Origin of the sequence: Neobacillus niacini, assembly GCF_019749295.1 — a bacterium.
GTDB classification, from domain to species: domain Bacteria; phylum Bacillota; class Bacilli; order Bacillales; family Cytobacillaceae; genus Neobacillus; species Neobacillus niacini_D.
In genome coordinates this window covers 237,798-252,712 of the sequence record NZ_JACWFG010000001.1, presented here as the reverse complement: position 1 = coordinate 252,712, position 14,915 = coordinate 237,798, and the positions used below count along the sequence as shown (strand labels likewise).

The window sequence follows — 14,915 nt, the reverse complement described above, 5'->3', positions numbered from 1 at the left end:
AGTGGCGAAATATACAAAAGAAGATATCATCGCACGTGCTCAAGAGCTAGCAAACATGATAGCGGAAACGGAAGAAGTAGATTTCTTTAAACGTGCAGAAGCACAAATTCATGTGAATCCTAAAGTTAGCACGCTAATTTCTGATATTAAGGGTTTGCAAAAGCAAGCTGTTAATCTGCAGCATTACGGAAAGCCAGAAGCACTGAAAAAAGTAGAAGACAAAATTGCTTCCATTGAACAGGATTTAGACAATATTCCGGTTGTTCAAGAGTTTAAGCAGTCTCAAATAGAAGTAAATGAATTACTTCAGCTAATTGCTACAACCATCTCAAATAAGGTTACAGATGTCATTATCGAATCAACCGGTGGAGATGTATTACGCGGTGAAACAGGTGCAAGTCTAGATAATGGCGGGTCTTGCGGAAATCACGACCACGACCATGACCACAATCATTAAGAAACCCCTGCCAGGCTTTTATAAAAAGTCTGGCAGTTTTTTTGTTCTCAATAGTTTTAATATTACCTCGCTTTAAGTACTTGCCTAATTGGAACCTACATAAAACTCCCGCATAAAATGAACTATGACTAAACTTTTAACCAGTATTCGCAGAAATATATCGCACACTAGTCTAAAAAATTGCATAGGATGAAATGAAAATGAATGAGGAGGTTTCGCGCGAAATGGGAGAATATAGAGAGATAATTGTTAAGGCCGTAGTAGCGAAAGGGCGTAAATTCACCAATTCCAATCATACGATTAGCCCGGCACATAGTCCAACCAGCATACTTGGCTGTTGGATTATCAACCATAAATACAACGCGAAAAAAGTCGGCAAAACTGTAGAGATACACGGCTCTTACGACATCAACGTATGGTACTCATACAATGATAACACCAGAACAGAAGTTGTTACTGAATGTGTTAAATATACAGATGTCATTAAGTTAAAATACCGTGATCATGATTGCTTGGATGACAATGAAATTTGTGCTCGTGTCTTGCAGCAGCCAAATTGTTGTGAAGCAGTCATCTCACCAAATGGCAATCGAATCATTGTCCATGTCGAAAAGGAATTCCTAGTGGAAGTAATAGGCGAAACAAAAGTATGTGTCGCCATTAATCCAAAGGGATGCCACGATGATGACGATGATTGGGGAATGGATGTAGACGACGAAGAATTTGAGGAATTAAATCCAGATTTCTTACTCGGAGTCGAAGAAGAATAAACATACTAGGAAGTCTTTACTTCCTAGTTTTTTCTTTTTAAACATCTTATAATATAAGATGAATGTATGATAATATGAAAAATCAGCAAGCTATTTTTAGGAGGTGTCAACGATATGGAACTTAGACAGCCTGGAAATAATAAACTACCTGATTTTGACGAATTAAACGACAGGATCATCGCTGAGCAGCCCTCAGGCCCCCACTTAATAATTAAAACAAATCTTGACCCAGAGGATTCAACTGATAATAACCCCTATTATCAAGGGAAGGAAACGAATAATCCCAGAGCATTTAAGGATTATTTCGAAGAGTAAAGCCAGGATTCCTGGCTTTTTTATTTTTAAACCTGATTTGATTCCCATTCAGACTTTAGTAAAGATAAAATATGAGTTGTGTGATATTTATTGTTTTGAAAAAAGTAATCTCGTAGTTCACCTTCTTTGCTAAATCCTAACCCAGTTAAAAGATTAAAGGATGCCTTGTTTTCTATGTAAACGACTGCACCAATCCGATTTAATTCTAATTCACCGAAGCCATAACGTAATACTTCTCTAATTGACTCAGTGGCATACCCATTCCGCCAAAAAGAAGGATTTAACTCATAGCCAATTTCAGCTTTTTTGTTTTTTAATTGTAATCCATTAAGCCCTATTGTCCCAATAAGCTGATTATTTTCTTTCAGAATAATGCCCCAGCGGTAAGCACGCTTTTCATAATAATTCTTTTGAAACATTTCGATTAGCTTATTAGCCTCTTCAATGCGGGTAAAGGTTTCTGACCCGTAATACTTGGTTACTTCATCTAATGAAAAAATTTCGAAAAGACTTTGAGCATATTTTTGGGTAATTTCCACAAGCTGTAATCGTTCGGTTTCCAAAGTTGGAAATTTCATTCGTACACCTCATCCATAAAAAATAAAATAGATAATTAAATAAAGAATATTTTTTCTACTTTAAGTGTATATCGAATGTATACTAAAAGTATAGAAGATTTTAATCTGTTCGTTTTGAGGTGTTCAAATGAAGATTGATAAATATATTAGATTAATTGGAAATGAATTATTGCCTAACATTCAGCTATCCATTGAAGGTCCATATGATCCCATTATTGTAAAGAACTTCTCAAACACTTGGAAAACAATCGGGAGTGGGAATTATGCAGGTGTTTTTTTGCATCAATCCAACCCAAAATGGGTGGTAAAGGTATATGGCAGGAAACCTGAGGAGCTAACGAAAGAAGTCGAAGTATATAAAAAATTAGGCAATCATCACTCCTTTTCTTCACTGATTGATTATGGTGATAATTATCTGATCTTAAAAAGAATAGATGGGATTAATCTATTCGATGCAGTTATAAAAGGAATCCGCATTCCTGAATCAGTTATTAAAGATGTCGATGAGGGGATAGAATATGCTCGGTCAGTGGGATTAAACCCGTTTGATGTCCATGGAAGAAATGTTGTCATGAGTGATGGAAGAGGGTATATCGTTGATGTCTCGGATTTTTACAAACAGGGCAAATGCCGTAAGTGGGATGATTTAAAAAAGGCTTATTATAAAATCTATATTCCATTTATTCAAAAATATCATCCACCCATTCCATTCTCTGTGGTAAATAGCGTTAGAAAAGGATATAGACTTTATAGGAAAATAAAAAAGGGAAATATATGAAATGATATTTCCCTTTTGCATGTTATTGTTTATTGATTTCTATGTTGAAATTGAATCATGAATTCACTAAATGCTTTACATGTTTCATATGGGACCGCATTATAAGTGGATGCACGGCAGCCTCCCACAGAGCGATGCCCATTAACACCGACAAATCCTTCGCTTTTTGCTTCAGCTAAGAATTTTTTCTCCAATTCTTCATCCTTTACCCGGAAAGTAATGTTCATGAGCGAGCGGCTTTGGGTTTCAGCATGACCAATATAAAATCCATTGCTTTGGTCAATTGCATCATAAATTAGTTTTGCTTTTTCTTTGTTCCGCTTTGTAAGGGCATTTATTCCACCTAGTTCCTTGATCCAGCTTAAAACCTCACCAAGCATATATATTCCAAAGGTAGGAGGGGTGTTATATAAAGAGTTGTTTTTTGAGTAAGTGCTATATTTTAACATGGTTGGAATGTTAGGATTAGCTTTTTCAATCATATCCTTGCGAATAATGGCCACAGTAACACCAGAAGGACCAAGGTTCTTTTGAGCACCGGCATAGATTAAAGAAAATTTGCTGACATCAAAAGGCTTTGATAAGATATCGCTGGACATATCTGCAATTAACGGTACATCACCTGTATTTGGAAAATCACTCCATTGAGTACCATAAATAGTATTATTGGATGTGAGATGAATATAGGCATCTTTCGGATTATACTGCAATTCGTCAAATCGCGGGATACGGCGATATTGACTTTCCTTGGTACTGACAACATGATAAGGATCCCCAAATAGTTTAGCCTCAGAATATGCTTTTTCCGACCATGAGCCGGTCATAATATAACCAGCTTTTTCTCCAGGCTTCAAGAAGTTCATAGGAACCATAGAGAACTGAAGACTTCCTCCTCCTTGTAGAAAAAGGACCTCATAATTTTCCGGTATCGATAACAATTCTTTTAGAAGGGCAATGGCATTATTATGTACCTCTTCATAGGCTGCGCTGCGGTGGCTGAGCTCCATGACCGACATACCAGTACCACGAAAATCAATTAGTTCCTGCTGGGCTTTTTCAAGAACAGCCAGCGGAAGGGCTGAGGGACCTGCATTAAAATTAAAGGCACGTTGTACAAGAGAATTCATTTTCTCACTCCCATTTTTCATTTATTTGAATATAACATATTTTCTAATATTTTAAATGAAAATACATCAAAATATTTCAATAGTTTTCGATAAATATAATGAATGCGTTTACATTTAATTAGGATGTATAACAAAAAATCAATAGGGCCAAAACGGTCCTGCAAAATTATACTAATATCTAATATCCTTTATATGACAGGTGAAGAAGATCAGCTATTTCTCTCATCAAAACAACCACCCTGACAGAATCAGGATGGCTGCACATAATGGTTAATCGTTGTTTCTTTCCAACATGTCAATTAATAATTGAGCTTTATGCGATAAGGTTAGTTTTGCATTAGGAGTGATGTAAGATGCGTTTTTGTTCTGATTAATTTCTGCTGCGTATTTCTCAATAAATTTCAGTGCTTGCTTTACAGATCCTTTTTCCAAGTGATGCTCTGCTTGTTTGAGCGAATTTTCTAGTTTTGAAACTAACGGACCATTCAACTCTCCACTGGATATATATTCCGCCATAGCACCTTCTAACACAGTCAGCACCCCAGGAGTCCAAAAATTTGGAACTGGAACTTTTGACCAATTTGTATCACTTCCGAAATAAAAGCTTGTATAGGAAGGTTGGTTATAAGCTGTATTTTGTCTTGCTACTTCGGCACGATATTGTGCGTCGTGCATTAATGTATACAATTTGTGGTTTGTAACCTCTGTATTAGTATAAATACGAATCGCTGAACTATCCGCAGTTCTTACAAGCAATTCTTCTCTCCAGTCGCCGAGTATATCTGCCACTAAACCTGGGTTTCCTTTTGTACTGTTATTCGTTCTAGCATCAGCTGCGGTTAGGACCCTGCCTTTTTTCCAATCGTCAATGGTAGTCGAAGCATTGCCTGAACCATTGATAATTTGTGTCGTCATATCTGCAGCCCATTTTATATTCATATTGGTACCAGGAGCAGAGTTAGAAATCCTTTCTCCAGCTGCGCTCCACAATCCCACAGCCCAAGTTTCTAATCCAGGTGTAGATGGATCTACATCACCAACCATACCACGTCCTGTATCCCTTCCAGTATAGCCTCCATAAATGATTTCCCCTGTTTTGGCATCTCGTAATGAATAGCCATACGGTGCCCATGTACCGCCTTCATGGACCATAAAGATTTCCATTCCTGGTCTGTTTGGATCGATGTCCGTTACATGCAGCGCATCCCCATGCCCGAGTCTAGCAGTGGTGTTGGGTGCTGCACTTTGTGGAGGCATAGTATCCATTGAACTGTATAATAAAGAAGAACCGTCATCATCAATGGTTGCGCTGCCGTAAACGATTTCTTGTTTGCCATCTCCATCAACATCTGCAGCACTCAGAGTGTGTGCCCCTTGTGTTGTCAAGGTGCCAAATTCCGGATCGGTCCCGTCTCTGCCATGCGGGCCATCATTAAATGGATTACTCATAGGGGTCCATCCGCTGTCTACCGCCCAGTTTTCCTTAAGGTTTTTCCCATCCCAGCTATATGTAACGAGATTGGATCTTGTGTAATATCCACGTGCAAACACGGCGTATGGTTTTTCACCATCAAGGTATGCTACATTTGCTAGGAAACGATCGACACGATTTCCGGGTTCAATTCTACCCATTGCATAATCGCCCCACATAAGGCCATCATCATGTCTGCCAGGTTTGTAATCAATCGAATCCATTTCTTCGCCTGTTCCTCCATTAAAGACTGTCAAATATTCAGGACCCTCTAAGATGAAACCTTCAAATTCTCTTAATTTGTTGTTTCCACTTCTTTTTGGTGCGTAAACATCCATAAAGTAATCGGTTAAGCTTACGGCATCTTCTTTAGATAAAGGATAGGTATATTGTTTTTCAATCCCAAATGCTTCCTCAAGGGTACTTGGCCAGTTTCCTTTGACTACTTCTTCATGCTCATCCCAACTCATAAACATTTTCACAACATGATTATAATAATCTTCTCGGCTCATCCGGTAATCATCTTCATTACTATATCCAGCGTCGATGTCCTTTTGAGGTATTGTTATAAACTTTTCAGAGGTGATATTTCCAGCTTTATCAAATTTAATAACCTTTGTACCTGGTGCGGTTTTGAACATAATCTCTGATTTGCCATCACCGTCAAAATCATAAACCAAGAATTGAGTATAGTGGGCTCCCGAGCGAATATTTACACCGAGGTCGATTCGATATAATAGAGTTCCATCAAACCTGTAGCAGTCAATGTACGTGTTACCTGTATATCCTTTTTGTGATACGTCCTTTGAGTTGGATGGTTCCCATTTAACAAAGTACTCATATTTGCCGTCTCCATCAACATCTCCAACACTCATATCATTAGCAGAATAGGTATAATTTTCTCCTGCAGGGGTAACACCATCAGCTGGCTTCTTGAGCTGTAAGTCAACATAGGATTGCTTCCAAGGGGTTACGGAAGAACTTTGATCAAGCTCTTTTCCATTTAATACGGAACGAACATAATAGCTGGAAGAAGAGGTGCCATTTTGATCTACAAAGTTGGTGCTGTCTTCTACTGTTGCAATCAAATTACCATCACGGTATACATTGAAGTTGACCCCGGTTAATCCAGTTTCAGAATAACCATTCACCTCATTCGCTAATAATCTCCAACTGAGGAATATACCCTGAGATGTTGGAGCGGCAATCAACCCTCTGTCAAGGTATTCTAATTGGACTCCTGGAAGATTACTAGCTATATTGTTTTTCTGAGTCTCCACAGCAGATACACCAGAGACCCCTGATATAAGTAAGGGTAATGCAATTGCAGTAGATAGTACCTTTTTAGATAATAATATTTTCTTCAAATTATTCGCCCTCCTACACTTTTATAAAATAACTGAATACGCTTACAAAAAACTAAGTACACCTCCATACAAAAATACTAATAAGGAACTCATATTATATTTTATTTTAAATATTCGGAATACGATATTTAATTATCAGTACTCTTTGATAGAAAATCAGTTTTATCTAGCTGAAAAAAGGCAATTTATGCCTATACTCATAGTCCTAATGAACTAACTAAAGTGTTTGTCCTTTTTTGCAAAAGTGTGATAACAAGGCAAGAAACTACCATTTCGATAGTTAGGTAGAACAAAAATGTCTAATAGTAAAATGAACTAAATCGTGTTATTGAATATATAAGGGATAAAATTTCTATTAAATAAATTGGAGGGTATTTATGAGGATGAAACCAATAAGAATTTTTCTTGCAGCAGACTCAACTGTACAGACCTATGATGTACATGAAAAACATCAAGGAGGCTGGGGAGAGTTCCTCAAGGATTATTTAGATGAGGAGGTACAAGTATTAAATCATGCTATTGGAGGTCGGAGCTCAAAATCATTTATTGGAGAAGGGCGATTACTTCAAATATTAAAGGAAATTAAAGCTGGTGATTACTTATTTATACAAATGGGTCATAATGATGCGACAAAAAGTAAACCCGAACGATATACAGAACCATATACAACCTATAAGCAATATCTAAAAATGTACGTAAAGGGTGCAAGAGATAACCAGGCTGTGCCTGTATTAATAACTCCGCCAGCGAGGCTTCATCTAGAAAATGGAAAATTTATTAACGATTTTCCTATATACTGTTCAGCAATGAAAGAAGTTGCAAAAGAGGAAGATGTAACGTTAATAGATTTAATGGAGAAGAGTTTATACCTGCTTGATAGCATTGGCTATAAGGAGTCATTAACTTTGTACATGGCCTCCGTAAATGAAACGGATTTTACCCATTTTACGAAAAAAGGTGCCTGTCACCTGGCAGGATTAGTTGCCCAAGGGTTAAAGGGCAGTAAACTTCCCATCGCAGAAAATATCAAATTGTAAGCAGATACACTGTTTTTTAATAGATTTAAACTGAATTTTGAATTAAATACTAAAAGTAGTTTAAATATAATTAGAATGTGTACCCTAGGAATCTTTTAACCCGAAAATTTTCCTTACCATTAATGATTAATTTTGAGGAGGAAATGATAGATGCATAGACTAGAAATTGAACAGAAAATTGAGCTCCTAATTGAAAACTTAATAAACCTAAATGATCCAGATGGGAAATATGCAATTCCGCTTGCGGATGGAAGAAAAATTGATAATAAGAGTTTCAATTATTGGGAATGGACCGCCGGTGTAGGTCTTTATGGAATGATGAAGTATTATAAACTAACTAAAAAAGAAGAAGTATTAAATATTATTGTAAAGTGGTTTGATGATCAATTTAAAGAACTTCCAGTTGAAAAAAATGTGAATACGATGGTACAAATGTTAACGCTTGCATATTTGTATGAAGAAACAGGAAATCCAACGTACCTTCCATACTTAGAAACTTGGGGTGACTGGTTGTACCATGATATGCCAAGAACAAAAGATGGCGGAATTCAGCACGTGGTGTTCGGAAATGAAAATTATCAGCAGCTCTGGGATGACACTTTAATGATGAGTGTACTGCCATTAACGAAAATTGGTTTATTGCTAAATAAGCCGGAGTACATTGAAGAAGCTAAAAAACAATTCTTAATACATATCAAGTATCTATTTGATAAGAAAACAGGCCTTTGGTTCCATGGCTGGACGTTTGAAGGAAACCACAATTTTGCAGAAGCATTATGGGGACGTGGAAATTCTTGGGTAACCATTGCCATTCCTGAATTCCTGGATTTAGTTGAATTAGATGAAAAAGATCCAGTTCGTCAAATCTTGATTGATACATTAGAAAGACAATTGGAAGCACTTGAATCGTGTCAAAATGAAAACGGTTTATGGCATACTCTTCTTCTTGATCCAACTTCATATGTAGAGGCATCCTGTACAGCTGGTTTTGCATTTGGAACATTAAGATCCTTACGTAAACGCTATGTTGAGAAGAAATACAATGATATGGGATTAAAGGCGATAAAAGCTGTTATTGAAAACATCGATGAAACTGGTGAATTGCAGCATGTTTCAGCTGGAACAGCTATGGGAGAAACGCAAGAATTTTACAAGCAAATTCCTGTTACAGCAATGCCGTACGGACAATCAATGGCAATCCTTGCATTAGTAGAATACCTGCATCACAGAATCTAAAGAAGTATAGGTGGGATGGAAATGTTAAACATTGGAATAAGAGCACATGATATTGAAAACCTTCCACTAGAAGAGTTAGGACAAGAAGTAGCTGGTAAAGGACTTACATCCGTTCAGCTGGCTTTAAGTAAATCCTTAGAGGGTGTGAATACAGAACTAGGCAGTTTGAGCCCAGGTTTCGCACGTTATGTAGCTAATGCATTCGCAAAGCATAATGTACAAATTGCTGTATTAGGCTGCTATTTTAATATGATTCATCCTGATTTGGATGAGAGACGTAAAGGGATGGAGCGCTTTAAAGAGCATATCCGCTTTGCTAAAGATTTTGGCTGCAGTATAGTGGCGACTGAAACAGGAAATGTAAATCCGGAAATTTTCTATACCGAAGAGAACTTCAAGGAAGAACCTTTTTTAGAAGTGGTAGAAAGTGTCTCTGAACTTGTTAAGGAAGCAGAAAAGTTTGGAGTTATTGTGGGGATAGAAGCAGGAGTAAATCATCCAATTTATTCGCCAAAAGTAATGAAGAGACTCTTAGATTCAATCAATTCCAATAATCTGCAAGTGATTCTCGACCCAGTGAATCTATTAACAATTGATACGTACCAAAATCAAGAAGAAATTTTTCAAGAAGCAATGGATTTATTTGGTGACAGAGTAGTCATCCTCCATGCAAAAGACTTTACCATAGAGAACAACCAACTAGTCCCAACAGCCGTTGGTAAGGGACTACTAAACTATGAGTATATTATAAAAGAAATAAAAAAGAAAAAACCTTTTATAAACATCTTACTAGAAGAAACAAAAGAACCCTTCATAGAAGAAAGCATCGCATACCTAAGGGGAAAATAAAAGCATATACTGCCCATTATTGTTGGTTAACTTTAATGGGAGTTTTCTTTTAAAAATAAATTTTCTATAAAAATAGGGGGAAACACTTTGAATAGAATCGTAGTTTGCGGACTTAGTAACCGAGCATTAGGAATGTTTATTCAATCAATCGTTCATCAATTCGGTTCAACTAACCAAGTTGTTGGCGTCCTAGATACCGACCCGCGAAGAATAGAAATTTGCAAAGAAAGTTTTTCTGAATTAAAATCCGTTCCCTCTTACAATCCGAATCAATTCCAACAAATGATTGATGAAACAAATCCAGATACAGTCATCGTAACGAGCAGAGACGATACCCATATCGATTACATATTACAAGGCTTAGAGAATAACTTAACCGTTATTACCGAAAAGCCAATGGTGACAAAAGCAGAAGATGCTAGAAGAGTAATGGAAGCAGAAAAGGAAAGTAAGGGAAAAGTAATTGTCGCTTTTAACTATCGTTACAATCCGTTTCACCGGAAAATAAAAGAACTTATTTTAGAAGGAAAAATCGGCAGGGTCACTTCCGTTGACCTGAATTGGTATATTGATACCTATCATGGCGCGAGCTATTTCAAAAGATGGAACCGAAACCGAAATTTTTCAGGCGGCCTATCCATTCATAAATCCACACACCATTTTGACCTAGTAAATTGGTGGCTTGATCAGAATCCAGAAGAAGTATTTGCATACGGTGCCCTAAATTACTTCGGTAAAGACGGAGAATTCAATCCAAGCCCAACAGACAACCGCTATTGTAGTACCTGTGAAGAGAAGCCTTCGTGTGAATACTATATGCGCTGGTCAAACCGCCGAAATAACATAGCCGTTAAAGACGACCATATTAAAGCAGACAGCATTGAGAAGTCTGCCCAAAATTATACTCATTATCGTCCAGATTCCTGTATCTTTGATCACGAAATTGAAATCGAAGATACCTATGTTGCTACTGTAAAGTATGATAAAGGCGCTTTCTTAAGCTATTCCGTAAATTTCTCCCTTCCATATGAAGGCTACCGTTTAGCGATAAATGGAACGAAGGGCAGAATTGAAACAACAGAGTTCCATGAACCAAGCCGGATTCCATTCTCCGTTCCAGAACAAACGATTGAATTCTACCCATTATTTGGCGGAGCAAAAGAGATTATTCATGTTCTCCAAACCGGAGGAGGACACGGCGGCGGAGACCCTGTTTTATTGGAAGACCTTTTCTTAGGGGTAGATCAAAATCGCCCATATCCTATTTTAGCGGGTGCAGAGGCAGGAGCTTACTCCATTGCAGTAGGTGAAGGGGTATGGAGGTCTGTGAAAGAAAATAAGCCAATGAAAATAAAGGAATTATTAAACAACAACGTGGATCTAACGGTACCAAAAGCTGTTTTCTAGAGCTTTGGTTCCCGTTGAACCAGGAAAAACCAGGTAGAGGGAATCAAAGAAGCGTTTTGGTTCCCGTTGAACCCAAAAAATCAAGGTAGAGGGAATCAAAGGTGCGTTTTGGTTCCCGTTGAACCAAATATACCAAGGTAAAGGGAATCAAAGAAGCGTGTTAGTTCCCGTTGAACCAAAAATATTAAGTCAGCGGGAATAAAAAGATTGGTTCTTAAAAATTTACCCCTTAAAGGAGGATATGTATGCCACAGTTAGTACTTGAGGAAAACAAGGTATCTCAGGCAATCGGTCGAGTTGTTGAGAGAACCTTTAATATGGATTTCAGTTGGGATTGGCCGGGAGGAGTTGCTTTTTATGGTATTGCACAAGCATATGAAGCGACCGGAGAAGAGCAATATCTTCAAGGAATTAAGGAATGGGTGGATGCAGAGTTAGAGGATGGGCTTCCAAAGTTAACGGTTAATGCTTCCTCGATTGGTCACGTTTTATTAACTCTATATAAAGCGACCAATGATGAAAAGTATCTAGAAACAGCAATCAAAATGGCAGACTATCTGCTGCATGATGCTGAGAGCTTTGCAGATGGTGTCCTGCAGCATACGGTAAATGGTACGAAATATCAATTCCCTGAGCAGGCATGGGTGGACACCATGTTTATGGCCGGTTATTTCCTTTTAAGAATCGGCAATTTGTTAGACAGAGAAGATTATTTCAATTTTGGATTAAAGCAATACCATGGTCATGAAAATTTCCTTCAGGATGATCGTACAAATCTCTATTATCATGGCTGGGATAACTTGGCACAAAATCATATGTCAGGTATTTTCTGGGCGAGGGGAAACAGCTGGGCTGCGTATACGATGGCTAGGGCTCTAGAACTTATTGAAGTCCAGCATCCGTCCTATATGGTGATACAAGGATCACTGCGTGACCAGTTAAGCGCACTGGTAAGATTACAATCAGATTCTGGACTTTGGCATACAATTTTAGATGACCCAGATTCTTATTTAGAAACCTCTGGTTCGGCAGGAATTGCAGCGGCACTGTTAACCACAGGGAAACTATACAATAAATATACGCAAAAAGCTCTTGGAGCCATCCTAAACCAAATCAGAGAAGATGGTTCGGTTATGGGAGTTTCAGCAGGTACGGCTGTTATGTTTGATGCAGATGGATATAAAGAAGTCCCTTATAAGCGGGTACAAGGCTGGGGACAAGGGTTAGCACTTGCCTTTTTATCCTTATTATTAAAAAGAGAAAAGAAGCAAGAGTAAAAAATAACCTGTGGGATATCTGAATGTTCCACAGGTTATTTTCTAGTAGAGCAACAAAAATACACGAGAGTACTAAAAACCAAAGAATGGGAGGAAAAATGTTGAGGCTATCAAATGTAGTAATCAATGGTGATTCCATCATTTCCCTGCCAGAAAATTGCAGCCTGCCAGTCAGACATGCAGTGGATATGATTGTGAGAGATCATGAAAAGGTATTTGGGAAAGTTCCAAACCTCATCACATCAAATACAGAGAAGGCAGATATTGTGGTTCGATATACCTCAAATCATGAGGAATGTCCTGAAAGACCAGAAGCCTATGGTTTTCGCTTCATGGAAAATGCCGAAAAACCTTCATATCACATTGTGGGCTATGACGATCTAGGAATCATATACGGCCTGCTGCATTATAGCACCCAATACCTAGGAGTAGATCCTTTTTGGTTCTGGGCTGATTTACCAATAAAACAACATTCGGAAATACATATACCAGCAAAAAATTTTAATTCCCCAGAGAAGAAGGTAAAGTACCGCGGCTGGTTTGTGAATGATGAGGTATGCCTAATCGGCTGGAAGGAAGAGTACCCTCCATCGAAGGAAATTTGGTATCCCGTTTTTGAAGCATTATTACGCTGCGGCGGGAATATGGTGATCCCTGGTACAGATCTTCCGAAAAATGGTATCCATGCTGATTTAGCGGCAGATATGGGCTTATGGGTAACGCATCACCATGCTGAGCCGTTAGGGGCCGAAATGTTTCTGAGGGCATTCCCCGGCAGGAAGCCCAGCTACAAACAAAATCCAGAGTTGTTTGAGTCTTTATGGCAGGAAGCGATTGAGAAACAAAAGGATGAGAAAATTGTCTGGGTTCTTTCCTTCCGAGGACAAGGGGATGCTCCTTTCTGGCATTACGATCCAGAATTTGATACCCCTGAAAAGAGAGGGGCAATGATTTCAAAGGTTGTTCAAAGGCAGTATGAAATGATTAGCCAATCAGTATATAACCCTGTTTATTCCATGGCGTTGTATGGAGAAATTTCTGAACTATACAAAGCGGGGCATGTGAAGGTACCTGAAGGCGTCATTAAAATATGGGCGGATAACGGATATGGAAAAATGGTCTCCCGAAGACAGGGAAATGAAAATTACCGGATTCCATCCCTCCCAGAAGTTAATGACACAGGAGAGCACGGGCTTTATTATCACATAACCTTCCATGACCTCCAGGCATCGAATCATTTGACGATGTTCCCCTCCCCGCCGGAGTTGATCAAAGAGGAGCTTGAAAAAGCGTTTGATGCCGGAGCCCTTTCGTACTTACTGCTCAACAGCGGGAATATCCGCATGCATCTTTACCCGCTGGATATTGTGAGTGAATTATGGAATAACGGCACGATAAATATTGAAAAACATTTAGAGACATTTATTAAACGTCTATATACAACAAATAACAAAGACATTGCAGAGCTGTACAAAAGCTATTTTGAAAGGACAATATCCTATGGTCCTCATCTAGATGACAAAGCAGGGGACGAATTTTATCACCATCCAGCAAGAAAAATTATTGGTCATTGGCTTCAAGGGAAAACAGATATTCCAATGGAAAGACTCTACTGGGCGACAGGTGAAATCTCTTTTACCGAACAAGTGAAATGGTTCTTGGAGAAATGTGAGCAGGGATTTGCAGGCTGGGAAGAGTTTTTAGAACAGTGTCGTCAGGTTTCTTTGCTGCTGCCAAAAGAAGATAAACAGCGCTTTTCAGATCAGCTTTTGCTGCAAGCAGAATTACATGCCTTCGGCTGTAATGGTTTTATATCTCTATGTAAAGCCTATATTTCTTTTACAAAAAAAGAATATCCACTTGCTTTTGTCTATGCCTCAGAATCTATTAACTCTTACAGGGAATGTAAACAAGCTTTAAGACGTGCAGAGCATGGAAAGTGGGAAAATTTTTATCGTGCAGATTGGTTAACAAACATAGACAGTACCATTTATTCTTTGGAAGCACTGCGTAAATTTTTAAGAATGCAAGGCGACAGTCCTGATTTCTTTTTATGGTATAAAGAGTACCTCATGCCTGAAACAGAAAAGTATATTTATTTGGAAAATACACACAGAAACCCATTGTCTGATGATGAACTTGCACAAAAGTTAGCTGTAAAATTCCTTCAGAGATAGGGAGTAACTATTTTACAAGGTTGTGTTAAAGCTATATGTGATATTTGCACTCTGTTGATTTGCGCGGAA

General features: G+C 38.2%; 13 protein-coding genes. 10 read left to right on the top strand and 3 right to left on the bottom strand.

The annotated features are described in order from the left end of the window. The first annotated feature begins 1 nt into the window (after position 1). From H0184_RS01105 to H0184_RS01095, 3 genes are all read left to right on the top strand, one after another. Positions 2-457 carry a YlbF/YmcA family competence regulator gene (locus tag H0184_RS01105; protein WP_221819937.1) on the top strand — a complete coding sequence of 152 codons (456 nt, stop codon included), beginning with the start codon at positions 2-4 and terminating at the stop codon, positions 455-457. 224 nt (positions 458-681) lie between these two features. Then, a complete protein-coding gene (locus tag H0184_RS01100) occupies positions 682-1,227 on the top strand; it encodes an outer spore coat protein CotE (protein WP_221819935.1) in 546 nt (181 codons plus the stop codon). 114 nt (positions 1,228-1,341) lie between these two features. Then, a complete protein-coding gene (locus tag H0184_RS01095; RefSeq protein WP_221819933.1) occupies positions 1,342-1,542 on the top strand; it encodes a hypothetical protein in 201 nt (66 codons plus the stop codon). 26 nt (positions 1,543-1,568) lie between these two features. On the opposite strand, the gene H0184_RS01090 is transcribed toward H0184_RS01095, so the two are convergent. Continuing rightward, on the bottom strand, positions 1,569-2,120 hold the full coding sequence (locus H0184_RS01090) for a GNAT family N-acetyltransferase (RefSeq protein ID WP_221819931.1): 552 nt from the start codon (positions 2,118-2,120) through the stop codon (positions 1,569-1,571). Between the two features lie 127 nt (positions 2,121-2,247). Between H0184_RS01090 and H0184_RS01085 the strand changes: the two genes are divergently transcribed. Next, the gene (locus tag H0184_RS01085) at positions 2,248-2,898 is read left to right on the top strand and encodes a protein kinase family protein (RefSeq protein ID WP_221819930.1); all 651 of its coding nucleotides are present in this window, start codon (positions 2,248-2,250) and stop codon (positions 2,896-2,898) included. A gap of 29 nt (positions 2,899-2,927) precedes the next feature. Here the strand turns inward: H0184_RS01085 and serC are convergent, their stop codons facing one another. Further along, positions 2,928-4,025: a 3-phosphoserine/phosphohydroxythreonine transaminase gene (gene serC, locus H0184_RS01080; protein WP_221819929.1), complete on the bottom strand. Its 1,098-nt coding sequence runs from the start codon at positions 4,023-4,025 to the stop codon at positions 2,928-2,930. 270 nt (positions 4,026-4,295) lie between these two features. After that, positions 4,296-6,863, bottom strand: coding sequence for a rhamnogalacturonan lyase (locus tag H0184_RS01075; protein ID WP_260631372.1), 2,568 nt, complete (start codon positions 6,861-6,863; stop codon positions 4,296-4,298). A 383-nt stretch (positions 6,864-7,246) separates the two neighbouring features. On the opposite strand from H0184_RS01075, the gene H0184_RS01070 reads away from it, so the two are divergent. The 6 genes from H0184_RS01070 (at position 7,247) to H0184_RS01045 (ending at position 14,846) form a co-directional block, all read left to right on the top strand. Beyond that, positions 7,247-7,900, top strand: a complete 654-nt coding sequence (locus H0184_RS01070) for a rhamnogalacturonan acetylesterase (RefSeq protein WP_221821234.1) — start codon at positions 7,247-7,249, stop codon at positions 7,898-7,900. Between the two features lie 150 nt (positions 7,901-8,050). Next, the gene (gene bglB / locus H0184_RS01065) at positions 8,051-9,136 is read left to right on the top strand and encodes a beta-galactosidase BglB (protein ID WP_221819928.1); all 1,086 of its coding nucleotides are present in this window, start codon (positions 8,051-8,053) and stop codon (positions 9,134-9,136) included. 21 nt (positions 9,137-9,157) lie between these two features. Then, the gene (locus H0184_RS01060; protein ID WP_221819927.1) at positions 9,158-9,985 is read left to right on the top strand and encodes a sugar phosphate isomerase/epimerase family protein; all 828 of its coding nucleotides are present in this window, start codon (positions 9,158-9,160) and stop codon (positions 9,983-9,985) included. An 87-nt stretch (positions 9,986-10,072) separates the two neighbouring features. Then, the gene (locus H0184_RS01055; RefSeq protein WP_221819926.1) at positions 10,073-11,392 is read left to right on the top strand and encodes a Gfo/Idh/MocA family protein; all 1,320 of its coding nucleotides are present in this window, start codon (positions 10,073-10,075) and stop codon (positions 11,390-11,392) included. A 245-nt stretch (positions 11,393-11,637) separates the two neighbouring features. Then, the gene (locus H0184_RS01050; RefSeq protein WP_221819923.1) at positions 11,638-12,669 is read left to right on the top strand and encodes a glycoside hydrolase family 88/105 protein; all 1,032 of its coding nucleotides are present in this window, start codon (positions 11,638-11,640) and stop codon (positions 12,667-12,669) included. Between the two features lie 98 nt (positions 12,670-12,767). After that, complete coding sequence (locus H0184_RS01045) at positions 12,768-14,846, top strand: glycosyl hydrolase 115 family protein (protein ID WP_221819921.1); 2,079 nt, start codon at positions 12,768-12,770, stop codon at positions 14,844-14,846. The last annotated feature ends 69 nt before the right edge of the window (positions 14,847-14,915 follow it).

Bases quoted from the DNA above. Each gene is read 5' to 3' on its own strand.
- H0184_RS01050 (WP_221819923.1), top strand. From the start codon at position 11,638: ATGCCACAGTTAGTACTTGAGGAAAACAAGGTATCTCAGGCAATCGGT.
- bglB (WP_221819928.1), top strand. From the start codon at position 8,051: ATGCATAGACTAGAAATTGAACAGAAAATTGAGCTCCTAATTGAAAAC.
- H0184_RS01095 (WP_221819933.1), top strand. From the start codon at position 1,342: ATGGAACTTAGACAGCCTGGAAATAATAAACTACCTGATTTTGACGAA.
- H0184_RS01070 (WP_221821234.1), top strand. From the start codon at position 7,247: ATGAAACCAATAAGAATTTTTCTTGCAGCAGACTCAACTGTACAGACC.
- H0184_RS01085 (WP_221819930.1), top strand. From the start codon at position 2,248: ATGAAGATTGATAAATATATTAGATTAATTGGAAATGAATTATTGCCT.
- serC (WP_221819929.1), bottom strand. From the start codon at position 4,025: ATGAATTCTCTTGTACAACGTGCCTTTAATTTTAATGCAGGTCCCTCA.
- H0184_RS01090 (WP_221819931.1), bottom strand. From the start codon at position 2,120: ATGAAATTTCCAACTTTGGAAACCGAACGATTACAGCTTGTGGAAATT.
- H0184_RS01100 (WP_221819935.1), top strand. From the start codon at position 682: ATGGGAGAATATAGAGAGATAATTGTTAAGGCCGTAGTAGCGAAAGGG.
- H0184_RS01060 (WP_221819927.1), top strand. From the start codon at position 9,158: ATGTTAAACATTGGAATAAGAGCACATGATATTGAAAACCTTCCACTA.
- H0184_RS01045 (WP_221819921.1), top strand. From the start codon at position 12,768: ATGTTGAGGCTATCAAATGTAGTAATCAATGGTGATTCCATCATTTCC.